The sequence below is a fragment of the Enhydrobacter sp. genome, assembly GCF_030246845.1.
GTDB lineage: Bacteria > Pseudomonadota > Alphaproteobacteria > Reyranellales > Reyranellaceae > Reyranella.
Map to the genome: position 1 here is coordinate 2,733,622 of NZ_CP126889.1, position 22,514 is coordinate 2,756,135.

Annotated in this window: 19 protein-coding genes; 7 read left to right on the forward strand and 12 right to left on the reverse strand. The window is 67.8% G+C overall.

Annotation, left to right across the window (positions count from 1 at the left end; translation table 11 throughout):
- Positions 1-36: 36 nt before the first annotated feature.
- The 3 genes from cobT to OJF58_RS13750 all read right to left on the reverse strand — a co-directional run bounded on the left by cobT (position 37) and on the right by OJF58_RS13750 (position 3,642).
- Entirely contained in the window at positions 37-1,941 is a 1,905-nt protein-coding gene (gene cobT / locus OJF58_RS13740; protein ID WP_300778180.1) for a cobaltochelatase subunit CobT, read from the reverse strand.
- A gap of 10 nt (positions 1,942-1,951) precedes the next feature.
- Positions 1,952-2,956, reverse strand: coding sequence for a cobaltochelatase subunit CobS (cobS, locus tag OJF58_RS13745; RefSeq protein WP_300778182.1), 1,005 nt, complete (start codon positions 2,954-2,956; stop codon positions 1,952-1,954).
- 113 nt (positions 2,957-3,069) lie between these two features.
- Entirely contained in the window at positions 3,070-3,642 is a 573-nt protein-coding gene (locus OJF58_RS13750; RefSeq protein WP_300778184.1) for a J domain-containing protein, read from the reverse strand.
- Between the two features lie 47 nt (positions 3,643-3,689).
- Here OJF58_RS13750 and OJF58_RS13755 point away from each other — a divergent pair, with 47 nt between their 5' ends.
- On the forward strand, positions 3,690-3,971 hold the full coding sequence (locus OJF58_RS13755; RefSeq protein ID WP_300778185.1) for a BolA family protein: 282 nt from the start codon (positions 3,690-3,692) through the stop codon (positions 3,969-3,971).
- A gap of 2 nt (positions 3,972-3,973) precedes the next feature.
- Here the strand turns inward: OJF58_RS13755 and OJF58_RS13760 are convergent, their stop codons facing one another.
- From OJF58_RS13760 to OJF58_RS13775, 4 genes are read right to left on the reverse strand one after another with little or no spacing between them, the layout of a single operon-like run.
- Positions 3,974-4,627 (reverse strand): DUF2889 domain-containing protein, encoded by a 654-nt coding sequence (locus tag OJF58_RS13760; RefSeq protein ID WP_300778186.1) that lies wholly within the window; start codon positions 4,625-4,627, stop codon positions 3,974-3,976.
- A gap of 22 nt (positions 4,628-4,649) precedes the next feature.
- Positions 4,650-5,945: an HlyC/CorC family transporter gene (locus tag OJF58_RS13765; protein ID WP_300778187.1), complete on the reverse strand. Its 1,296-nt coding sequence runs from the start codon at positions 5,943-5,945 to the stop codon at positions 4,650-4,652.
- A 6-nt stretch (positions 5,946-5,951) separates the two neighbouring features.
- Positions 5,952-7,091, reverse strand: a complete 1,140-nt coding sequence (gene aroB, locus OJF58_RS13770) for a 3-dehydroquinate synthase (RefSeq protein ID WP_300778188.1) — start codon at positions 7,089-7,091, stop codon at positions 5,952-5,954.
- The gene (locus OJF58_RS13775) at positions 7,088-7,750 is read right to left on the reverse strand and encodes a shikimate kinase (protein ID WP_300778189.1); all 663 of its coding nucleotides are present in this window, start codon (positions 7,748-7,750) and stop codon (positions 7,088-7,090) included. Before OJF58_RS13775 ends, aroB begins: the two co-directional genes overlap by 4 nt.
- Positions 7,751-7,902: 152 nt before the next feature.
- Between OJF58_RS13775 and OJF58_RS13780 the strand changes: the two genes are divergently transcribed.
- The 4 genes from OJF58_RS13780 to OJF58_RS13795 are packed head-to-tail and all read left to right on the forward strand — an operon-like array spanning position 7,903 to position 12,468.
- On the forward strand, positions 7,903-9,498 hold the full coding sequence (locus OJF58_RS13780) for a hypothetical protein (protein ID WP_300778191.1): 1,596 nt from the start codon (positions 7,903-7,905) through the stop codon (positions 9,496-9,498).
- Positions 9,499-9,504: 6 nt separating this feature from the next.
- Entirely contained in the window at positions 9,505-10,479 is a 975-nt protein-coding gene (locus tag OJF58_RS13785; protein ID WP_300778192.1) for a site-specific tyrosine recombinase XerD, read from the forward strand.
- A complete protein-coding gene (locus tag OJF58_RS13790) occupies positions 10,476-11,429 on the forward strand; it encodes an acetyl-CoA carboxylase carboxyltransferase subunit alpha (protein ID WP_300778194.1) in 954 nt (317 codons plus the stop codon). The genes OJF58_RS13785 and OJF58_RS13790 overlap by 4 nt, the downstream gene beginning before the upstream one ends.
- Before the next feature lie 13 nt (positions 11,430-11,442).
- Positions 11,443-12,468, forward strand: coding sequence for an LLM class flavin-dependent oxidoreductase (locus tag OJF58_RS13795; protein WP_300778195.1), 1,026 nt, complete (start codon positions 11,443-11,445; stop codon positions 12,466-12,468).
- Here OJF58_RS13795 and OJF58_RS13800 read toward each other — a convergent pair.
- Positions 12,465-13,109, reverse strand: a complete 645-nt coding sequence (locus OJF58_RS13800; RefSeq protein ID WP_300778197.1) for a TIGR02466 family protein — start codon at positions 13,107-13,109, stop codon at positions 12,465-12,467. The two genes, OJF58_RS13795 and OJF58_RS13800, sit on opposite strands and share 4 nt — an antisense overlap.
- A 126-nt stretch (positions 13,110-13,235) precedes the next feature.
- On the opposite strand from OJF58_RS13800, the gene OJF58_RS13805 reads away from it, so the two are divergent.
- Together OJF58_RS13805 and OJF58_RS13810 are read left to right on the forward strand one after the other, a co-directional pair.
- Positions 13,236-14,132, forward strand: a complete 897-nt coding sequence (locus OJF58_RS13805; protein WP_300778198.1) for a TauD/TfdA family dioxygenase — start codon at positions 13,236-13,238, stop codon at positions 14,130-14,132.
- A 367-nt stretch (positions 14,133-14,499) separates the two neighbouring features.
- Positions 14,500-15,360 carry a MaoC family dehydratase N-terminal domain-containing protein gene (locus tag OJF58_RS13810; protein WP_300778199.1) on the forward strand — a complete coding sequence of 287 codons (861 nt, stop codon included), beginning with the start codon at positions 14,500-14,502 and terminating at the stop codon, positions 15,358-15,360.
- On the opposite strand, the gene OJF58_RS13815 is transcribed toward OJF58_RS13810, so the two are convergent.
- The 4 genes from OJF58_RS13815 to secA all read right to left on the reverse strand — a co-directional run bounded on the left by OJF58_RS13815 (position 15,357) and on the right by secA (position 22,491).
- Positions 15,357-16,598 carry an epoxide hydrolase family protein gene (locus OJF58_RS13815; protein ID WP_300778200.1) on the reverse strand — a complete coding sequence of 414 codons (1,242 nt, stop codon included), beginning with the start codon at positions 16,596-16,598 and terminating at the stop codon, positions 15,357-15,359. The two genes, OJF58_RS13810 and OJF58_RS13815, sit on opposite strands and share 4 nt — an antisense overlap.
- Before the next feature lie 19 nt (positions 16,599-16,617).
- Positions 16,618-17,379 (reverse strand): tyrosine-protein phosphatase, encoded by a 762-nt coding sequence (locus tag OJF58_RS13820; protein ID WP_300778201.1) that lies wholly within the window; start codon positions 17,377-17,379, stop codon positions 16,618-16,620.
- 43 nt (positions 17,380-17,422) lie between these two features.
- Positions 17,423-19,612 carry a TonB-dependent receptor gene (locus OJF58_RS13825; RefSeq protein ID WP_300778202.1) on the reverse strand — a complete coding sequence of 730 codons (2,190 nt, stop codon included), beginning with the start codon at positions 19,610-19,612 and terminating at the stop codon, positions 17,423-17,425.
- Between the two features lie 119 nt (positions 19,613-19,731).
- Positions 19,732-22,491, reverse strand: a complete 2,760-nt coding sequence (gene secA / locus OJF58_RS13830) for a preprotein translocase subunit SecA (protein WP_300778203.1) — start codon at positions 22,489-22,491, stop codon at positions 19,732-19,734.
- Between the last annotated feature and the right edge of the window lie 23 nt (positions 22,492-22,514).

A 22,514-nucleotide genomic window follows, 5' to 3' on the forward strand; every position in this document is an offset into this window, starting at 1 on the left:
GTACCGACCGGCCCAGGGAATGGTCTTTCGGGGCGGTCAGGCCGCGCGACGGCTGCCTGGCTTGTGGCCAGACCTCGCGACGCGGGCGGCGCGAACGTCCTTGTTGTCCTCCTCGTCGAACAAGGCGGCGAGCTGCTCCATCATCGTGCCGCCGAGCTGATCGGCGTCGACGATGGTGACCGCACGCCGGTAGTAGCGCGTCACATCGTGGCCGATGCCGATTGCGATCAGCTCGACCGGCGATCGCGTCTCGATCCAGTCGATGACGTCGCGCAGATGGCGTTCGAGATAGTTGCCGGGATTGACCGACAACGTCGAATCGTCGACCGGCGCGCCGTCGGAGATCACCATCAGGATCTTGCGCTCCTCCGTCCGCGGCAGCAGGCGGTTGTGCGCCCACAGCAGCGCCTCGCCGTCGATGTTCTCCTTGAGGATGCCCTCGCGCAGCATCAGGCCGAGGCTCTTGCGCGCCCGCCGCCACGGCGCGTCGGCCGGCTTGTAGATGATGTGGCGCAGATCGTTGAGGCGGCCCGGATTGGCGGGCTTGCCGGCGGCGAGCCACTGCTCGCGGCTTTGGCCGCCTTTCCAGGCGCGCGTCGTGAAGCCCAGGATCTCGACCTTGACGCCGCAGCGCTCCAGCGTGCGCGCCAGGATGTCGGCGCTCATCGCCGCCACGGTGATCGGCCGGCCGCGCATCGAGCCCGAATTGTCGATCAGCAGCGACACCACGGTGTCGCGGAAGTTCGTGTCCTTTTCCTGCTTGTAGGACAGCGAGTGCATCGGGTTGGTGATGATGCGCGTGAGCCGCGCCGCATCGAGCATGCCCTCGTCGAGGTCGAATTCCCAGGCCCGGTTCTGCTGCGCCAGCAACCGGCGCTGCAGGCGGTTGGCGAGCTTGCCGATGACGCCCTGCAGATGCGAGAGCTGCTGGTCGAGGTGGTTGCGCAGGCGGCCGAGTTCCTCGGCGTCACAGAGCTGGTCGGCCTCGACGATCTCGTCGAACTTGGTCGTGTAGGCGTGATACTGCTGGCCGAGCGGCTCGTTGCTGAGTGCCCCCGGCGGCAGCCACGGCCGTTCGGCGCGACCGGGTTCCTCCTCGTCGCCCGAGCCCATCTGCATCTCGGTCTGCGCCTGGTCGGCGACGGTCTCGGAGGCGTCCTCCTGCTCGGAGGCATCCTCGGTTTCCTCGCCCTGCGCGCCGTAGCCCTGGGTCTCGCTGGAGTCGCTCTGGTCGTCGCCTGTCTCGTTGGACTGCCCGTCGGCGTTCTCCTGGTCCTGCGAGTCCTCGGGATCCTCGTCCTGCAGATCCGCCGATTCGTCGCCGAGCTTCAGATCGCGGATGAGCTGGCGCGCGGCGCGGGCAAAGGCGTCCTGGTTGGAAAGCGCGTCCTTGAGCTTCTGGAAGTCGCGGCCGGCGGCGGACTCGACATCGGCGCGCCACATGTCGACCATCGCCTTGGCCGATTCCGGCGGCGCCGCCCCCAGAAGCTGCTCGCGTGCGATCAGGCCGATCACATCGGCGATCGGGGCATCGTCCTTGGTCTTGATCCGGGCATGGCCCCGCTGATCCGAACGCTGGCGCCACAGCGCCGCGAGATTGTCGGCAACGCCCGCCATGCGGCGTGCGCCGAGGGCCTCGACGCGCACCTGCTCCACCGCCTCGAAGATCGCCCGCGCGGTCTCGCCGCGCGGCACGCGGCGCAGATGCATCTTGCGGTCGTGATGGCGCAGCTTCAGCGCCATCGAATCCGCCTCGCCGCGGACGCGGCTGACATCCTCCACCGGAAGGTCGCGCGCCGGCACGGTGATGCGCGCCTCCTGGCCCAGCAGCGAACCGCCGTCGGGCACGAACGAGACGTTCACATCCCGGCGCGAGATCGCCCGCATGGTGGTGGCGGTGACGCGGCGGAACTCCTCGAGCGGAGTCGTGTCCTTGGCCATCGGCGCGCCTTCAGTGCAGCTTGCCGCCCTTGCCGCTGCTTGGCGGCAGGTCCCTGCCGAAGCAGCGCTGGTAATATTCGGCAAGCGTGCTGCGCTCGACCTCGTCGCACTTGTTGAGGAAGGTCAGTCGGAAAGCGAAGCCTATGTCGCCGCCGAAGATGCGCGCGTTTTCAGCCCAGGTGATCACCGTACGCGGCGACATCACGGTCGAGATGTCGCCGGCGATGAAGCCCGCCCGGGTGAGGTCGGCGAGCGCCACCATGGCCGAAATGATCTTGCGGCCCTCCTCGTTGTCGTAGGATGGCGTCTTGGCCGCTACGATGTTCACCTCCTGCTCGTGCGGCAGGTAGTTGAGCGTGGTGACGATCGACCAGCGGTCCATCTGGCCCTGGTTGATCTGCTGCGTGCCGTGATAGAGGCCGGTCGTGTCGCCGAGGCCGACCGTGTTGGCCGTCGAGAACAGGCGGAACGCCGGATGCGGGTGGATCACCTTGTTCTGGTCGAGCAGCGTCAGTTTGCCCTCGACCTCGAGCACGCGCTGGATCACGAACATGACGTCGGCGCGGCCGGCATCGTACTCGTCGAACACCAGCGCCGTCGGGTTCTGCAGCGCCCACGGCAGGATGCCTTCGCGGAACTCCGTCACCTGCTTGCCGTCGCGCAGCACGATCGCATCCTTGCCGATCAGGTCGATGCGGCTGATGTGGCTGTCGAGGTTGATGCGGATACAGGGCCAGTTGAGGCGGGCGGCGACCTGCTCGATGTGGGTCGACTTGCCGGTGCCGTGATAGCCCTGGACCATGACGCGGCGATTGAAGGCGAAGCCTGCAAGGATCGCCATCGTGGTGTCGTGATCGAACAGGTAGGCGTCATCGACCGCGGGCACGTGCTCCGTGACGGTGCTGAAGGCAGGCACCTCCATATCGGTGTCGATGCCGAACACCTGGCGGGCGGAGACCTTGATATCCGGCACCCCCGAGATGTTCTGGCGGGTGGCGGTCGTGGTAGAAGCCATCACACGGTTTCCTAACAAAACAAAGCCCGCCAAATTGCGGGCCTAAGTACAATAGTCGCAGGCCCTTTTGTGCGCTGCAAGCGGCCAATTGGCAGGCCAGATACGCGCCACCGTCACTCGGCCGGCAGATGTTCCGACGCCCGCAGGGTGGAATAGGCCGCGTTGATCTTCTTCAGCTTTTCCTCGGCCTCCCGCGCCCCGCCATTGGCATCGGGATGATGCAATTTGACCAGTTCCTTGTAACGAGATTTCACGTCCGCCTGGGTCAACGGCCATGAAAGTTCAAGAACCTCGATAGCGCTGCGCTCCGCAGGCGTCAGTTGCTCGCTGCCATCCACTCGCGCCGGCGGCCGTTCGCCGAGGCCGGCATCGTCGCTCAAGCCGAGCGGATCATGGAACCGCGGGCCGCCGCTGCGGGCCCCCAACGGCCAGACAGGCCGACGCCAGATCGTATCGGCCCGAATATGTTGCTCGATCTGGGCCGCATCAAGGCCGGCGAAATAGTCCCATCGCTTGTTGTAGTCGCGCACATGCTCGAGACAGAACCAGCGATATTCGTTCAGCCGGTCGCGCGCGCGAGGCGCGCGATATTCACCGTGCAGCCGGCAGCCGGGCGCCTCGCACACCCGCACGAAGGGCGGGGCGTCGTCGATCGCGGTCAGAGGTTTGGCTCGCCGTCGCGGCATTCGGCTAATATGTAAGCAAGCGATTGGCCGGACAAGAGAGGCGAACGATGGGCGCGGTGGCAATGGCGATTGACAAGAAGCTTCGAGAGCGCTTCGCGCCGCTGCGGCTCAGCATCGAGGATGAATCAGCGCGGCATCGCGGCCATGCCGGCTATCGCGAAGGCGGCGAATCCCATTTCCGGGTCGAGATCGTGTCGTCCGCCTTCGAGGGTCAGAGTCGGGTCGTCCGCCAGCGCCTCGTCTATCAGGCGTTGACGGACGAGTTTGCCGCCGGCCTGCACGCACTTGCGCTGACCACGCTTACGCCGCAGGAAGACCGCAGGTCATAGGATCAGCCGTCGAGCTCGATCTCCTTGCCGGCGGCGGCCGCGCGCACCGCGTCGGCGCCGGGACCGGTGTAGAAATGCGGCGCCCAGCGCTTCACTACCTCGCCGTCGGCCGACCAGGCGTGGCAGGTATCGATGACATAGGGCTTGCGTGGCGGTTTGGCCGCGCCGTTGCCGGCGGGCCTGGGTGCAATGCCGCTCTTCGCCCGATGGGCGCGGTTGAGCTCGCGCGCCTTGCCCGAGGAGACGGTCTGGAACGCCGTCGTTGCGACCGGCCCCAGGAGCTCGACGATATGGGTGCAGCCATGCACGCCGCCCAGCCGGGCGCGCACCTCGCGGTGGAAGCCGGCGCCGATCCGAAGGCCGATCAGCTTCTTGAAGTCGGGCGCGATCTGTCCGCAGATCTGGTAGGGCGACTTGTCCGTCACCGCCTCGACATCGACGATCGTGAACTTGTGGTCGAGCGTGAGGCGGATCGACATGTCGTGCACGTGTTCGCCGGCCTTCAACGGCCCGCGCCATTCGTTGGGATGCTCGTAGGTCTTCTCGTCGGTGATGCGGCCCTCGATGTCCCACAGGCCGTCGTCGCGGAAGAAGCCCTGGCAGGTGACGCGACGCGTATGCAGATGCTGTCGCCCGGCAGGCGGCGAAAGCGGCATGGCAAATCCTTTCGGCTGGTCCTCAGACGTTGGGCGCCTGTATGGCGTCGGGCGGCACGATGCGCAACTCGGCGATGCGCGTGCCCTCGCGCTTCAAAATCTCGAACCTGAAGCCGTAGAAGGCGTAGGTCTGGCCGACCTCCGGAATGCGCCGGGCCTCGTAGAGGACGAGGCCGGCAATGGTCGTGGCCACGTCCTCGGGCAGGTCCCAGCCGAACTCGCGGTTGAGATCGTGGATCGGCACGCTGCCCTGGCAGACGAGGCTGCCGTCCTCGCGCGGCACCACGCCGTGCTTGATGGCGTCGTGCTCGTCCTCGATGTCGCCCACGATCTCCTCGATGATGTCCTCCAGCGTGACGATGCCCTGCATGACGCCGTACTCGTCGACCACGATGGCGAAGTGCTCGTGGCGGTCCTGGAAGGCCTTCAGCTGGTCGAACAGGATGGTCGATTCGGGGATGAACCAGGGCGGCGTCATGACGTCGGCGATGCGAACCGTGTCCGGTCCGCCGGCCGCCTTGACCGCGCGAAACAGATCCTTGGCATGGACCACGCCGACGATGTTGTCGGGCTGCCCGCGATAGAGCGGGATGCGGGTGTAGGGCGCGGCCAGCATCTGCGTCACGATGGCGTCGGTCGGCTCGTCGGCATCGATCAGCGCCACGCTGCCGCGGTGGACCATGACGTCGCCGACCGTCCGGTCGCCGAGATCCAGCACCGAGCGCAGCATCGCCTTCTCCACCGGCGCATCCTCGTCGAGGTGGTCGATGCCGTGCAGCTCGATGGCCCCACGCAGGAGTTCGGCATGCTCTTCCGGGTCGGGCGCGCGGTCGGTGCGGATGCCGAGCCGATGCAGGAAGAACCGCGAGATCCAGGACACCGCGCGCGCCGCCGGGCCGAGGATAGTGAGGCTGACGAGGATGGACGGCGCCAGCATCAGCGCCACGCGGTCGGCGCGCAGCAGGGCCCAGGTCTTGGGCATTACTTCGGCAAAGATCACCACCATGACGCCGATCGCCACGGTCGCGTAGACGACTCCCGCGGCACCGAACAGCGCGGTCAGCACGGCGGTGGTGAGCGAAGCGGAGAAGATGTTGACGACGTTGCTGCCCAGCAGGACGGCGCTCACCGCCTCGTCCTTGCGATCGAGCAGCTGGTTGACAAGCTTCGCCTTGCGATTGCCCTGCTGGGCGAGGCGATGCATGCGCGGGCGCGAGGCGCCGGTGATGGCCGTCTCGGCCGCCGACAGATAGGCGCCGAGCAGGAGGCACAGCAGCACCAAAGGGGCTGCGGCAATCAGCGGGACGTCGAACTCCATGGATCGTCAGGCGGCGATGGCGGCATCGACAAGATCGCGCAGTGCCGCCATATCGACCTCGCGCGTGACGAACGCCTTGCCGATGCCGCGAGCCAGGACGAAGGTCAGACGGCCGGCTTCGGCCTTCTTGTCGCCGCGCATATGGTCGATCAGCCTTGCCGTATCCCATCGCCTGCGGTTGTCGCCGCCGATCGTGCGCAGCCGCACCGGCAGGCCGACGGCGCTGAGATGGCGGCGCACGCGCTCGGCGTCAAACGCGGGACAAAGGCCGAGCTTCGCTGACAGGTCGAAGGCGAGGGCCATGCCGGCGCCGACCGCCTCGCCGTGCAGCAGATCGGGCCCGAAGCCGGTCTCGGCCTCCAGCGCATGGCCGAACGTATGGCCGAGATTGAGGAGCGCGCGCAGGTCGGCGGTCTCGCGCTCGTCTGCCGCGACGATGCGCGCCTTCGCTCGGCAGCTATGCTCGATGGCGCAAGCGCGCGCGGCCGGGTCGCCCGCGACCAGAGCGGCGCCATGCGCCTCGCACCAGTCCCAGAAGGCGGCGTCGTCGATCAGGCCGTACTTCGCCACCTCGGCATAACCCGCCAGCAGTTCGCGGTGCGGCAGGGTGTCGAGCACGTCGGTGTCGGCGATCACCAGGCGCGGCTGGTGGAATGCGCCGACGAGGTTCTTGCCGTGCCGCGTGTTGATGCCGGTCTTGCCGCCGACCGACGAATCGACCTGGGCCAGCAGGGTGGTCGGCACCTGGATGAAATCGACGCCACGCAGCAGCACGGCGGCGGCGAAGCCGGTCAGGTCGCCGACGACCCCGCCGCCCAGCGCCACGAGCGTGGTCTTGCGGTCGGGCCGCCGGTCGAGCAGATCGTTCATCAGTCGGCCGAAGGCCGCGAACTCCTTGCTGCTCTCGCCCGCGGGCACAGTGACGTTGCCGGCTTCGATGCCGGCCTCCTTGAACGAGGCGGCGAGGCGGGCGCCGTATAGCGGCGCCACTACGTCGTCGCTCACCACGATCACGCGCGGCGCGGCGAGCAAAGGGGCGGCCAGCTCTCCCACGCGATCGATGAGCCGCGATCCGATGACGATGTCGTAGGCTCGGCCGGCGAGATCGACGCGGACGGTCCGGGCAGGGGAGGCTCGAGCGCTCATGCCGGCGCTTTCGCAGGTTGTGCGGCAAGATGCCGGCGCAGCGCTTCGATCACCTGCTCGGTGGTGACCTCGGCCGGTTGCGCCGTCGAATCCACCACCAGGTCGGCCTCGGCGTAGATCGGGTAGCGCTGGGCCATCAGCCGGGCAAGGATGTCGCGTGGATCGCCCTGCCGCAGCAGCGGCCGATGGGCCCGCTTCTTCACGCGCTCGAACAGGACGTCGAGATCGGCACGCAGCCACACGGTGATCGCCTGCGCCCGCAGGAGTGCCCGCGTGCTGGCGTCCATGTAGGCGCCACCGCCTGTGGACAACACGTGCGGCGGCCCCTCGAGCAGGCGCGCGATGACGCGCCGTTCGCCCGCCCGGAACTCGGTCTCGCCATGGCGCTCGAAAAATTCCGCTACCGTGCAGCCCGCCGCGCGCTCGATCTCGTCGTCGGCGTCGATGAACGGCAATTCCAGGCGCACGGCGAGCCGTTTGCCGATCGCGGTCTTGCCCGCACCCATCAAGCCAACGAGGGCCACGGCGCGGGACAAGGAGGGAGTGGAGGACGAATCGTTCACTTCATGCAGGGATGTCGCGCAAACCGGCGGCAGTTTCAAGCGACCGGCGATTGCCGGCCCGGCGTCGGATGGGTAGGTTGCCGCCGTGGCGCCCATTCGTTCCAGATCTCATTTTCGTACGGCCGCGCCCGTCAGGGTGTGGCCGTTGGTGATGGCCTTCATTGCCCTGGTGCTGGTGGCTGGCGGGCTTCTCCTCGTCGTGTTCGAGCCCCGTCCGCCCATGCGGCATTTCGAGGTGGCTGTCCCCAGTGATCGCTTTGCGCGCTAGCGCCGTCTTTTCGGTCGGCCTCGTGCTTTTGGCTGCCGGCGGCTGTGCGCAAAGCGCCAACGACCGGCCGAACGGCTTCCTGACCGAGAAGACCGGCGGCATGCAGGCGGATGCCTGGTCGGGCACCTCGCTGGCCTCGGCCAAGCAACTCGTGTCGGGTCTGCCGGCCGCGCCGCGCAGCCGGGCGCTGCGCGACCTGCAGTTCGAGGTCATGGTGAGCCAGCTCGTGCCGCCGCGGGCGGACGGCAGCCCGCCCCCCAGCCTGTTCGACCGCAAGGTCGATCGTCTGGCGGCGATGGGCGAGGGCGAAAGCCTCAACGAGATGGTGCGCAACGCCGGCGCCTACGGCGATCCGGCGATTGCCACCACGGTGGCCAACGCCATGATGATGGCGGGCGAGCGCGACGGCGCCTGCGCGATCGTCGACCATCATGCGCTGGTCGAGCCTTTCGCCAGTCGCGCCCGGATCGCCTGCACGCTGGTGCGGGGCGACAAGGACGCCGCGCTGGCCGACGTTGCTGCACTGCGTGGCCAAGATCCATCTCTTGCCTCCCTGGTCGAGGTCGCCGCCGGCACCGGAGCGCCCGCCGCCCTTGCGGCCGGACCGGCCGACGGGCCGGCGATGGTCATGTACTATCTCGCCCATGTGGCGCCGCCGTCGTCGCTGCTGTCGACGACGCAGCCGCCGTTGATCCGGGCGTTGGTCGGCCAGCCGGCCCTGCCGATGGCGACGCGCATCGACATCGCCGAGCGCGGCGAGGCACTGGCGATCATCGAGGCGAGCCGTCTTGCCGACCTCTATGTCGCCGCGTTGCGCGAGAACGCGCCCCTGCCGCCGGCGATGGAGCGTCGCGCCCGGCTGGTCGCCGCGGCCCGCGACGCCGCCAACCCGCAGGAGATCGCGGCCGCGGTGCGCGCCGTCTATGGCGAGACGCGCGGCAGCCCGCTCTTTCCCACGATCGCGCGGGCAAGCGCCGGAGCGCTCATGAACCTGCCGGCCAAGCCGGAATATGCCGACCTGGCACAGGAAGCGATTCGCGGCTTCCTGCTGCTGGGCGACAAGCAGCTCGCCAAGGCTTGGACGCAGCTCGCCCTGCAGGCGGCATTCAACAACGCGCGTGCCCAGGACGGGCTCGATCGGCTGATGCCGCTGATCGAGATCGCCGGTGTCGACAATGCACCGAAGCTTGCGCCGGAAGACGTCAATCGCTGGTACCAGGCACTGCGCCGGGACGATCCGGGCGCCGCGGCCTTGCGCGGCAATGCCTTGCTTGCGTTGTTTCGCGGCGTCGGCTTCGACATCCCGCCGGGATCGACCGACCTGCCCGAGACGCCGCCGCCAGGGGTCCGGCTGGTCATGCCTCCTGCCTCGATTCTGCGGGCGCTGCAGGCAGCCGGCGCGGCGCATCGGCGGGCGGAAGCATCCTTGCTCGCCAGCGACGCCGTCGGCGAGACCCCGCTGGCGGCGCTTCATCCCGCCGCCGCAGGCATCATCGTGGGCGCCCTGCGCGAGGCGGGCGAGCAAGGATCGGCACGCCTGTTCGCGGTCGAGGCGGCGATCGCGTACGGTCTGTGAGGCGCCGTGAAAGGGAAACAGGCCGCACCGGTATCGCGCGAGGTCGAGGCCTTTCTCGAGATGATCGCGGCCGAACGCGGCGCCTCGAAGAACACCGAGGCCGCCTATCGCAGCGACCTGGCCCACCTCGAAGCATTCCTGGCGCGTCGCAAGCAAAGATTGCGAACGGCCGATGCCGCGGCGCTGCGCGCCTACCTGAAGGCGCTCGACTATGTCGGCATGACGCCGCGCACGGTGGCGCGGCGGCTGTCGGTCATCCGCCAGCTTTTCCGCTTCCTGCTGGCCGAGCGCCTGCGCGACGACGATCCGGCGAGCGCCCTCGACTCGCCCCGGCTCGGCCGGCCGTTGCCCAAGGTGCTGTCGCGCGCCGAGGTCGACCGCCTGATCGACGCGGCGCGCGCAAAGGAAGGCGCCGATGGCGGCCGCATGGCGACGCTCCTCGAGATCCTCTACGGCACGGGGCTGCGCGTCTCCGAGCTGGTGACGCTGCCCTTGTCGGCCGTCGAGCGCGATCCGACGATGTTGGTGGTGCGCGGCAAGGGCGACAAGGAACGGCTGGTGCCGCTCTCGGACCCGGCACGACTGGCGATTGCCGCCTGGCTGCACATGCGCGCGGGCTTGTTGGGCGAAGGGCAGACCTCGCGCTATCTCTTTCCGTCGCGCGGCCGGACGGGCCACCTCACCCGCCAGCGCTTCACGCAGCTCCTCAAGGAGGCGGCGCTGGCCGCCGGCATCGATCCGGCGCGCGTGTCGCCGCACGTGCTGCGCCATGCTTTCGCCAGCCATCTGCTCGAGGGCGGCGCCGACCTGCGCAGCGTGCAATTGATGCTAGGCCACGCCGACATCGCGACAACCCAGATCTACACGCACGTGCTCGACGAGAAGCTGCGTGCGCTCGTGCAGGACAAGCATCCGCTGGCGCGGCGCCGGCGCCGGGCGGTTGACAGGACTCGGATGCCGGGCGACACCTCCTCGCGATGACGACGTATCTCGAATTCGAGAAGCCCATCGCGGAGCTCGAGAGCAAGATCGCCGAGCTCAGGCACGTGCCCAACTCCGCCGACGTGGACATCGCCGACGAGGTCATGCGCCTGCAGGAGAAGGTGCAGAAGCTTCTGCGCGCGACCTATGCGAAGCTGACGCCCTGGCAGCGCGTGCAGGTTGCCCGCCACGCCGAGCGTCCGCATGCCCAACGCTACATCGACCGGCTGATCACGGATTACACGCCGCTCGCGGGCGATCGCCTGTTCGGCGAGGACGCTGCGATCGTGGGCGGCATCGGCCGGCTCGACGGGCGCAGCCTCGTCGTGCTGGGTCAGGAGAAGGGCGACGACACCGAATCGCGGCTGAAGCACAATTTCGGCATGGCGCGGCCCGAAGGCTATCGCAAGGCGCAGCGGCTGATGCGGCTCGCCGACCGTTTCGGCCTGCCGGTGCTCACCTTCGTCGACACACCCGGCGCCTATCCCGGCATAGATGCCGAGGAACGCGGCCAGGCCGAGGCCATCGCCACCTCGATCGACACCTGCCTGGCGATCGGCGTGCCGCTGGTGAGCGTCGTGATCGGCGAGGGCGGATCGGGCGGCGCGCTGGCCATCGCCTCGGCCGATCGGGTGTACATGCTGGAGAACTCCGTCTATTCGGTGATCACGCCGGAAGGCTGCGCCTCGATCCTGTGGCGCTCCAACGCCAACGCGCAGGACGCGGCCGAGGCGATGAAGATGACCGCGACCGATCTCAAGAAGCTCGACGTGATCGACGAGGTCATCCCCGAGCCCATGGGCGGCGCCCATCGCGCGCCCGACGAGGCGATCGATTCGGTGGGCAAGGTCGTGTCGGCGGCGCTGGCCGATCTGGCGCAGCTCGACCGCGACACGCTGCGCCGCCAGCGCCAGGACAAGTTCCTCGCCATGGGCAAGAAGGGCCTGTAGGCGCGCGATCGCGATGGGCGCGCCGTTGCGTCTCAGCGTTCTCGACCAATCGCCGATCCGCAAAGGCGGCACGGCCGCGCAGGCGGTGGCCGAGACGTTGGCGCTGGCGCAGCTTTGCGACCGCCTCGGCTATCATCGCTACTGGCTCGCCGAGCATCACAGCAGCGAGGCGCTGGCCGGTTCGACGCCCGAGGTGCTGATCACGCGGGTTGCAGCATTGACGAACCGTATGCGCATCGGTTCGGGCGGCGTGATGCTGCCGCACTACAGCGCCTTCAAGGTGGCCGAGAATTTCCGCATGCTCGAGACGCTGTTTCCAGGCCGCATCGACCTCGGTATCGGCCGTGCGCCCGGCAGCGATCAGCGTACGTTGCGCGTGCTGGCCGACGGCCGGTCCAACTGGAACGATCCGGCGAGCTATCCCTATCAGGTACGCGATCTCGTGGCCTGGCTGCACGATGCCCTGCCGGAGGATCATGTCGGCCGCGGCGTGACGGCGCAGCCTTCGGGACCCACCGCGCCCGCTGTCTGGCTGCTCGGATCGAGCGACGAGAGCGCCGCGCTGGCGGCGCATTTCGGCCTGCCGTTCTGCTTCGCGCACTTCATCAATCCCGATGGCGGCGACGCGGCGACGCGCGCCTACCGCGCCCATTTCCGGCCGTCGGCGCTCCATGCCGAGCCGGCGGCGATGATGGCGATCACCGTCCTTTGCGCCGAGACCGACGAGGAGGCGGCACTGCTGGCGACGAGCCGCGAGGTCTGGGCCATGCGGCTCCTCGCGCGCGGCGAGGCGGGCCCGGTGCCGACGGTCGAGGAAGCGCTGGTCGAAGCGAGGACACCCGAGGCGCAGCGCTGGATGCCGCGGCTTCGACGCCGGTCGGTCGTCGGCTCGCCCCGAACCGCGCGCGAGGGCCTCGAACGGCATGCCGCGAGCTACCAGGTCGACGAGATCATGGCGGTCACGATCTGCTACGACTTCGGGAAGCGCAAACGCTCCTACGAACTGTTGGCGGAAGAGTTCGGGCTGGCGCCGTCCTAACCCTTGTCCTTCCCCGCCGTCGGGTTCCACATCGGCGCGGCCATGGTCTCGGCGAATTGCCTGAACATCAGGTTGAAGGAGATGCTGATGCGCTCGGTCCGGCCGTCATTGGCCGGCACGCTGTGCCGAAGCCAGGCCGGGAAGATCAGCAGCCGGCCGGGCTTGCTCTGCGCATCGGCGGCATTGGCGGTCAGCCGCGTGAACTGGCGCGGCCGCGGCATGATCATCGAAGGCCGCGGATCCTGGAACAGGATGCGCGAGCCCGAGTCGGGCACCGCCACGTAATAGACGCCGCTCAGATAGTTGTTGGGGTGATTGTGCGTGGGATGGTACGCGCCCGGCGGATTGATGTTGGCCCAGCAGCCGGTGATGGTCATGGGATGCTGATCGACCTGCAGGAAGCGGGCGACGCCGCGGGCCGCCATCTCGACGAGCTTCACGAAGTCGGCGAAGGCGGGGCGCGTGTGGAGGTCCTGCGGCGTCTGCCAGTTGCTGCCGACCGGCACCGTCGGGCGCGGCGAGATGATCTTCTCGATCTCGGCCTTGAGCCTGCCGTTGAGCAAGGCCGCCTCGGCAGGCTTCAGGTCGACGATCCAGACGGTCGTTGGGAAGAGTTCCTGGACTTCCTGCTTTTCGATCATTCCCCACTATAGCGAAGAAATCGCACGTCAAAATCCGCCCGCACAGGGGTGCGGGAACCCGTTTGCCGACGACCGTGTTCGGTGATCCAATTGTCGCCGAGCACAGACAGGATCGGGAGGACAATCATGGTCACCATCCAGCCGATCACGCCCGAATTCGCTGCCGAGGTGGGCGACGTCGACCTGGCGAGACCGTTGTCGCCGGAGGATCTGGCCGCCATTCGCACCGCCTTCACGCGCTATGCAGTGCTGGTCTTTCCGGACCAGACCTTCGATGACGAGCAGCAGCTCGCCTTCGCCCGCCATTTCGGGCCGCTGGAGACGACGGTCTTCAAGCTTCGCAAGGAGAACAAGCTTCGCCTGCACGAGAACCTCGCCGACGTGAGCAATCTCGGCAACGACGGCCGCATTCTCGAGACCGACAATCGACTGCGCCTCTACAATCTCGGCAACCGGCTGTGGCACACCGATTCCTCGTTCAAGCGCCTGCCGGCCTACTGCTCGATGCTGCATGGCCGCTCGATCCCGCCGGTCGGCGGCCAGACCGAATTCGCCGATCTGCGGGCGGCGTACGACGCGCTGGACGAGGGGACGAAGCGCCGCATCGCGGGCCTCGTCGCCGAGCACTCGCTGATGACATCGCGCGCGCGGCTCGGCTTCACCGACTTCGACGAGACCGAGCGCAAGGCCTTCGAGCCCGTGCCGCAGGTCGTGGTGCGCCGCCTGCCCGACAGCGGTCGCATGAGCCTCTATCTCGCGAGCCACGCCGGCGCGATCCGCGGCATGCCGCGGGCGGAAGCCGAGGCGCTGCTGAAGGAGCTGATCGAGCACGCCACGCAGCGGCAGTTCGTCTACAGCCACCGCTGGCGGGTGAACGACCTCGTGATGTGGGACGATCGCTGCACCATGCATCGCGGCATGGCCTTCGACGATCAGCGCTACAAGCGCGACATGCGCCGCGCCACGGTCTCCGACGTGGCTCCGACCTGCGAGCAGATGGGCCTGGCGGTGGCGGCGGAGTGATCAGCGCTGGATGTCGCCCGATCAGATGTAACTCTTTTCGTGTCATCCCGAGCCGAAGGCGAGGGATCTTTCGCAACGCCGATCAAAGATCCTTCGCTGCGCTCAGGATGACAAAGGTCCCTTTGTGGCGTCGCCGCCACGCGATTGACGGGTGAAGCGGCGACCCACAGCATCCCGTGGCGCCTTCCATGCTCCAATGCGATCAAACTGGCCGGCGGCATGCCGATGACGCGCTGCAGACCAACCCTGGTATAGCGCCCGTCGGCGGCGTTTTCGATCTGCGGCAGCAGGTGAAGTTCGTCGGGACGCGGCGCGCGAATCATGGCCCCGGATTGGGTACGCTGCTGCGAAGCCGGAAGGAAGTGCCATGACCATCGACATCGAGCCCCTGAAGGAGCAGCTCGGCCGCAAGGTGGAGGACGAGGACGTCGTCACCGAGGCGCCGCTCAAGGGCATGATCGCGACCTTCGACCGCGACGAGAAGGTGCCCAGGGCGGGCGAGCCGATCGCCCCGGGCTGGCATCTCTGCTTCCTGCATTCCTATGCCCGGCGCGCGGCGCTGGGCGAGGACGGCCTGCCCGTGCAGAGCGACGTGCTGCCGAAGATGCCGCTGCCGCGGCGCATGTATGCGGGGTCCACCTTCACCTTCGAGGGCGATATCCGCGTCGGCGACAGGCTGCGGCGCGAGACCGAGTTCACCGACGTGCAGCTTCGCACCGGCAGCACCGGCACCCTGATCGTCACCACCCAGACGCGGCGCATCTTCACGCCGCGCGGGCTCGCGCTCAGCGAGGCCGCCAGCACCGTGTTCCGCGAGGAAGTGAAGGCAGGTGCCAAAAGCGGCGTGCCGCTGCGTGACGCCGCCCCCAGGGACGTGCCCTGGCGGCGCACCATCAGGCCCGATCCGGTGATGCTGTTCCGCTATTCGGCGCTCACCTTCAACCCGCACCGCATCCACTACGACCGCACCTATTGCATCGAGACGGAGGGCTATCCGGGGCTGGTGGTGCACGGGCCGTTCGCGCAGCAATGCATCTTCGACCTGCTGCGCGACTCCCTGCCCGGCCGCCGGATCGCGACCGTGGCGCTGCGGGCCCGTGCGCCGCTGTTCGACGCGGCGCCGTTCGACGTGATCGGCCGGCCGACCCCGGACGGCAAGGGCGCCGAACTCTGGACAGTGACGCCGCAGGGCACGATCGCGGCGCAGGCGACGGCGACTTTCGCTTAATCGTTCGCGGCACCGAAGCGCAGCGGGCGGAAGAAGGCGCGGACATCCTCGACCAGAAGCTTCGGCTCCTCGAGCGCGGCGAAGTGGCCGCCGCTTGGCATGACGGTGTATCGCTTCAGGTTGTAGGCGCGCTCGATCCATTCCCGGGGCGGAGCAGGCGCGAGATCGGCCGGAAAGGCCGCGAAGCCGGTCGGCGTCTCGACGCGTTCGTCGGCAGGAAGGCCGCGCGGCTTCTGCTGGGCGGCCCCGCGATAGAGCCACGTCGCCGTGCCGGCGGTTCCCGTCAGCCAGTAGACCATGACGTTGTCGATGAGCAGGTCGATCGGGAAGCGGCGGTTCGGATCTCCGCCGCAGTCGCTCCAGTCGCGGAACTTCTCGACGATCCAGGCGGCGAGCCCCACGGGCGAGTCGGTGAGGGCCACGCCCAGGGTCTGCGGCCGCGTCGCCTGGATGCGCTGATAGGCGGTCTTGTCGTCGAGCCCGCCGCGCATCGTCTCGAGCCAGGTCTTCTCCGCCGCGCTGAGCCCGGCCGTCCCGAGATCGATGCCGGGTCTCAGCCCCATCATGTTGAGATGGAGCCCAACCACGCCCGAGTGCCACTCGTCCTTCTCCTCCCTTCGCGGGTGGTCGAAGGCGAGCCACGACGAGACCACGGCGCCCCAGTCGCCGCCCTGCACGCCATAGGGGCGGCGATAGTTGAGCTTGTCGTGGACCAGCCGGTGCCAGAGATCGGCAATCGCACGGGGACCGATCGGGCCCACGCTGCCGTCCTCGCGGATCGGCGGGCCGGAGAAGCCGTAGCCCGGCAGGGACGGCACGATCACGTCGAAGGCGTCGAGCGGATCGCCGCCGTGGCGCTCGGGATGGGCGAGGACATCGATGACGTGCAGGAACTCGACGATCGAGCCCGGCCAGCCATGCGTGATCACGAGCGGCATCGGCCGCGGCGCGCCCTCCATCTCGGTGCCCGGCTCGCGGATGAAATGGATGCGTTGCGGGCCTATATCGACCAGATAGTTGGGCCAGCGGTTGATCGCCTCCTGGCAGCGCTGCCAGTCGTAGCCATGCCGCCAGTGGTCGACGAGGTCGGCGAGGAAGCCGGGGTCCGTGCCCGACGCCCAGCTCCCCCGATCGGCGATGGCCGTCGGAGGCCGCCAGCGTCGCAGCCGCTCGTCGAGATCGATCAGCGCGTGTTCCGGGATGTCGATCTTGAAAGGCTCGGGCGTGTCGTATCGCATCAAGCCATCATAGCGGAGATCAGCCTTCCAGCAGCTCCGACCTGAGCCTTGCGCGGGCGGCCGAATCGAGCCCGAGCGCCTTCTCGGCGAAAGCCTCGGCACTGCCGAAATCGGCGTGCACCACCTCGAAGGCGGCTTCCAGATAGGGCCGACGTGCCTCGATGATGGCGGCGCGGGTGTGCAGATCGAGCTCGGGATAACGGCCGACATGGCCGATCCAGAGCTCGTTGGTGCGCAGGTAATCCTCCACCACCGTGTCCCACGGAACGCCGAGCAGGGTGAGCAGCAGGGCCGATGCGAAGCCCGTGCGGTCCTTGCCGGCGGTGCAATGGAATATCAGCGGCCGATGCCGGCCATCGCTCAGTGTCGCGAAGAGCGTGCGGAAGCCCGGCGTACAGCGGCGCGGATAGTCACGGTAGTGGTCGGTCAGGTATTGCATCATCAGGAAGGGCGAGGCGGTGCCATCCTCGATGGCGCGCCGGATCTTGTCGCCGATGCCCGGCTCGATATGGGCGCCGACGATCCGGCAGGCGACCCCGTTCAGGCGGTGCGGCGTCTCGGCCGCTTCGTTGACGCCGCGCAGATCGACGATCGTGCGCACGCCGAGCTTGCCGACGGCGGCGCAGTCGGCCGCGGTCAGGGTACCGAGATGAGCCGAGCGGAAGATTGCGCCGCGACGAACGCGGCGGCCATCGGCGGTGCGGTAGCCACCCAGGTCCCGGAAATTGGAGCCGCCCTCGAGCGGCACGACGAAGGGGAGCGTGATCGTGTCCATGCGCATTGGATTATCACGCCCGGCATTGTGAAATCTTGTCCGTTTTGGGTCAGAATTTTTGCGACAAGGTCATCAGGACCGTCCGCCGCAGGCCGAACTGCGGGGCGCCAACGCCTACGCCGGTGCCGTCGCGGAGCTGGTAGACATGGTCGAAGAGATTGAGCACGTCGAGGCGGACCGTGGCGCCGCGCGTGCCCTTGATCGGCAGCCGCTGCGCCAGCGACAGGTTGACCACGGCGTAAGTCGGCAGCGAGGCGTCGTTCGGCGTCACGACGGTCTTGCGCAAGCCGGTGCCCACGAGCACATCGCCGGAGAGGCGGGTCGCCCACTCCGAGTCCGGATTGAAGGTGTAGGAAACGCCTGCCGAGCCGGTCACGCTTTGGCTGTGGTCCAGATAGATGGAATGCTGCGCGATGTAAGCCAGCTCGTCGGGGGCGAAGTTGAACTGCGCCGAATCGATGTCGGTTCCTCGAGCGTCCGACCAGGCGACGTTGCCGTAGAGCGACCACGGCCCCGAGTCGTAGCTGCCCGTGAGCTCGACGCCCTTCACTTGCGCGTTGGCATAGTTGAACGAGGTCAGCACGATCGGCGAGCCGAACTGGCCTTCGTCGAGCAGGTTGCGGGCGATCTTGTAGTAGGCATCGAAACCGAACTTCAGCCCGGGCCCGGGGCGCACCTCGAAGCCCGCGTCGAAATAGTGCGCGCGCTCGGCCTTCACCGGATCGTTCCGCGTCACGGCCGGCGCTGCGGTCGTGCCGGCGGTCGCGGCGATGGCGGCGTTGTTCACCTGGGCAAGCGGTGGCGGCGTGAAATAGCGGGCGTAGCCCGCGTGCGCGGTCAGGATATCGTTGGGCTGCCAGACGACGTTGACTCGCGGACTCAGCTGGTTTTCCCGGGTGGCGCCGTCGATCGCGTCGAAGCGCAGGCCGTAGTTCACGGTGACGGTCGGGCTTACCTTCCATTCGTCCTGCAGGTAGACGCCGTAGGTCCAGCCGACGAGGTCGGAGCCGAAGGCGATGCCTGAAGGTTGATCGCTGGTCGGGACACCGGCGCCGTCGGTGGGAAGGACCTGGGCGCTGGTGAGGCTCGTGGCCCGCTCGCGCTGCACGAGGAAGCCGGCGCGCAGCGTGTGGCTGGGCGTGGCCTTCCAGCTTCCATCGAACTGAAGGCCGGTCGCGAGGTCGGTCCGATTCGCCCACGGCGCGATGCCATTGAACATCAGGTCGCCCACGGGATCCGGCTGATAGTCGAGGACCGACCAGCGGGAGAAGGCTGAAAGCTGGAAATCGGCGTTTCCGTGATGCTTCTGCAGCGACAGGATGCCGAAATAGGTGTCTTCCCACTGGAGCTGATCGAGGAGGCTGCTGCTGAACGCCGTGCTGCCGTTGACTGCGAATTGCGGCGTCTGGCCGGGATTGTTGGGGATCTCGAAGCGCGCATGCGAGCCGCCGCCGATGAAGCTCACGCGCGTGTCCTCGTCGAGGATGCCGGTGATCTTGGCCAGCGCGTGCCACTGGTCGGTGCTGTCGTGGATCGGATTGTCGGACGATGTGGGGTTCTCGATGCCCACGCCGTTGTGCAGGAATTGCCCGGTCAGGAAGTAGTCGATCCTGCCGCTGCGGCCGCCATAGGACAGGGACGGCTGGTAGTAGCTGCGCGAGCCCGCCGTCGCCGAGGCTTCGGCGCCGGGATCGCTGCTGCCCGACTTCAGGGTCAGGTCGACGACCCCGGCCTGGCGGAAGCCGTACTGCGCCGGCAGTGCGCCGGTGATCAGCGACATCCTGCTGGCGTACTGGGTGGCGAGCGCATTGCTGAACAGCGACAGCCCTTCGGGAAGCTGCACGCCGTCGAGACGGTACTGCAGGTTCGCGTGATCACCGCGGACATGCACTTGCCCGAAGCTGTCCTGCGCGACGCCGGGTGCGCGCAGCAGCACCTTGTCGATGGGCGTCAGCTGGCCTTGCGGGAGGGCGTCGATCGCGCCGGGGGTGAAATCGTAGCGGCTGGCGCCGAGACTCGGCTGGATCGAGCCGCGCGCCTCGTCGAGACGCTTGGCCGTGACCGTGATCTCGAGGCCGCTGCCGCCTGCTGCAGGGGGCGCCGCGACGGCCGGCGGGAACGGCGTCGTCGTGGGCGGCGGGCTGCCTGGCGCTGTCTGGGCCATCGCCGGTCCGGCGAGGGCCGTCCCGAGCACGAACGCCGCTTTGCCTCGCCAGAATTGCGCCGGCTCCTGCCGCATCGTTCTCCCCTTTGGATCGTGAGCGAGGAAGTTATAATATAACATTTCATTTGGTCAACCATGTTCAAGCGGGCCAACGCCCGCTTGGCGGAAGGTTCAGGGTTGGGTGGAGGGCGGCTTCAGACGCGCCCGTGGCAGTGCTTGAACTTCCGGCCCGAGCCACAGGGGCAGGGCGCGTTGCGCGCGACCTTGCCCCAGGTCGACGGATTGTTGGGATCGATCGCAGCCTTGCCGGCCGCCGGACGCGCAAGCGTCGCCACGCCGCCGCCCGGAGGACCGGCCGGATCGAAGCCGGCCTCGCCGGCCATTGACGACGCGAGCACCGGATCCTCGTGGATCTCGTGCATCTGCACCGGCTCGGGCATGGGCGGCGGCTCCATGCGAAGCTGCAGGTTGGCGAGCACGTTGACGACCGATTCGCGAAGCCCCGTCAGGAGGTCGCTGAAGAGATTGAAGGCCTCGCGCTTGTATTCGTTCAGCGGATCCTTCTGGCCATAGGCACGCAGGCCGATTCCCTGCCGCAGATGGTCGAGGTGCAGCAAATGCTCCTTCCAGCTCTGGTCGAAGAGCTGCATCAGGACGCTCTTCTCCACCTGACGCCAGACTTCCGGCCCGTACTGGGCCGCCTTCTGGGCGAACAGCCGATCGACCGCCTCGTTCAGCCGCGTCTTGATCTGCTCCTCGGCGATGCCTTCTTCCTGCGCCCAGGCATCGATCGGCAGATCGAGCCCGAAGGTGCGCTGCACCTCGTCCTTGAGCTCGGCGATCTTCCATTGCTCCGCATAGGCGTCCTCGGGGATGGCGCGCGAGACCATGCCGTCCACGACGTCGCGACGCATGCCGACCACGACGTCGGCGACATCCTCGGTCGCCATCAGCTCGAGGCGTTCCTTGTAGATCTCCTTGCGCTGGCTGTTCATGACGTCGTCGAAGCGCAGGAGGTTCTTGCGGATCTCGAAATTGCGGGCCTCGACCTTGCCCTGCGCGGTCTCCAGCGCCTTGTTGAGCCAGCGATGGGTCAGCGCCTCGTCGTCGGCCATGCCCTTCTTCTGCACCCAGTCGAGCACCTTGTTGCCGCCGAAGATGCGCATCAGGTCGTCTTCCAGCGACAGGAAGAACTTCGAGCCGCCCGGATCGCCCTGGCGGCCCGAACGGCCGCGCAGCTGGTTGTCGATCCGGCGGCTTTCGTGCCGCTCGGTGCCGACCACGTAGAGGCCGCCGGCCGCGCGCACGATCTCGCGGTCGCGCGCGACGTCGGCTCTGATCTTGGCCGCGATCTGCTCGAGCTCGGCCGCGCGCGCGGTCTCGTCGGGGATCCGGGCGGCGACCTCGGTCTCGGCCTGGCGCAGCAGCATGTCGGCGTTGCCGCCGAGCTGGATGTCGGTGCCGCGGCCGGCCATGTTGGTGGCGATGGTGACCGCTCCCGGCCGTCCGGCCTGCGCCACGATCTCCGCTTCCTGCTCGTGATAGCGCGCATTGAGGACGTTGTGCGGGATCCTGGCCTTCTTGAGCTCGGCCGACAGCGCCTCCGACTTCTCGATCGAGACGGTGCCCACAAGCACGGGCTGGTTGCGGTCGCGGCACTCGCCGATCAGCTTGACGATGGCGCGCGTCTTGTCGGCGAGCGTGCGGTAGACCTCGTCGTCGTTGTCCTTGCGGGCGACCGGCACGTTGGTCGGGATCTCGACCACCTCGAGCTTGTAGATCTCGGCGAACTCGGCCGCTTCCGTCATGGCCGTGCCGGTCATGCCGGCCAGCTTGGGGTACATGCGGAAGAGATTCTGGAAGGTGATGGAGGCCAGAGTCTGGTTCTCGCGCTGGATCTCGACCTTCTCCTTGGCCTCGAGCGCCTGGTGCAGCCCTTCCGAGTAACGCCGGCCCGCCATCATGCGGCCGGTGAACTCGTCGATGATGACGACTTGGCCGTCCTTGACGATGTAGTCGACGTCGCGCGCAAAGAGCTTGTGGGCCCGCAGCGCCTGCGTGACGTGGTGCAGCAGCGTGATCTGGGAGGGCGCATAGAGGCTCTGTCCCTCGGGCAGGAGACCGTCCGCGCGCAGGAGGTCCTCGACCGCCTCGATGCCTGTCTCGGTAAAGGTGACCTGCCGGTTCTTCTCGTCCTTCTCGTAGGCGTCGGGCTTGAGGCGCGGGATCACCACGTCCGCCCGCCGGTAGAGCTCGGAGGAATCCTCGGCCGGCCCCGAGATGATGAGCGGCGTGCGCGCCTCGTCGATCAGGATCGAGTCGACCTCGTCGACAATGGCGAAATTGAACGGGCGCTGGACCATGTCGTCGCGACGGAACTTCATGTTGTCGCGCAGATAGTCGAAGCCGATCTCGTTGTTGGTGCCGTAGGTGATGTCGCTGGCGTAGGCCGCGCGGCGCTCCTCGTCGCTGAGATTGTGGACGATGGTGCCGACCGTCAGGCCGAGGAAGGTGTAGATCTTGCCCATCCATTCGGCGTCGCGGCGGGCGAGGTAGTCGTTCACCGTCACGACATGGACGCCCTTGCCTTCGAGGGCATTGAGGTAGACCGGCAACGTGGCGACCAGGGTCTTGCCCTCGCCGGTCTTCATCTCGGCGATCTTGCCGGCATGCAGCACCATGCCGCCCTTGAGCTGGACGTCGAACGGCCGCTGGCCCAAGGTACGCTTGGCCGCCTCGCGGACGGTGGCGAAGGCCTCGATCAGGAGATCGTCCAGGGTCTCGCCCTTGGCCAGGCGCTCGCGGAACTCGGTTGTCTTGCCGCGCAGTTGCTCATCGGAAAGCTTGGCGAATTCAGGCTCGAGCGCGTTGATCCTCGCGACAGGCCTGTCGAAGCCCTTGACGACACGGTCATTGGCCGTCCCGAACAGGCTCCGGGCAAGCGCTCCCAGCATTAAACCCTCGATATTCTAAAGAC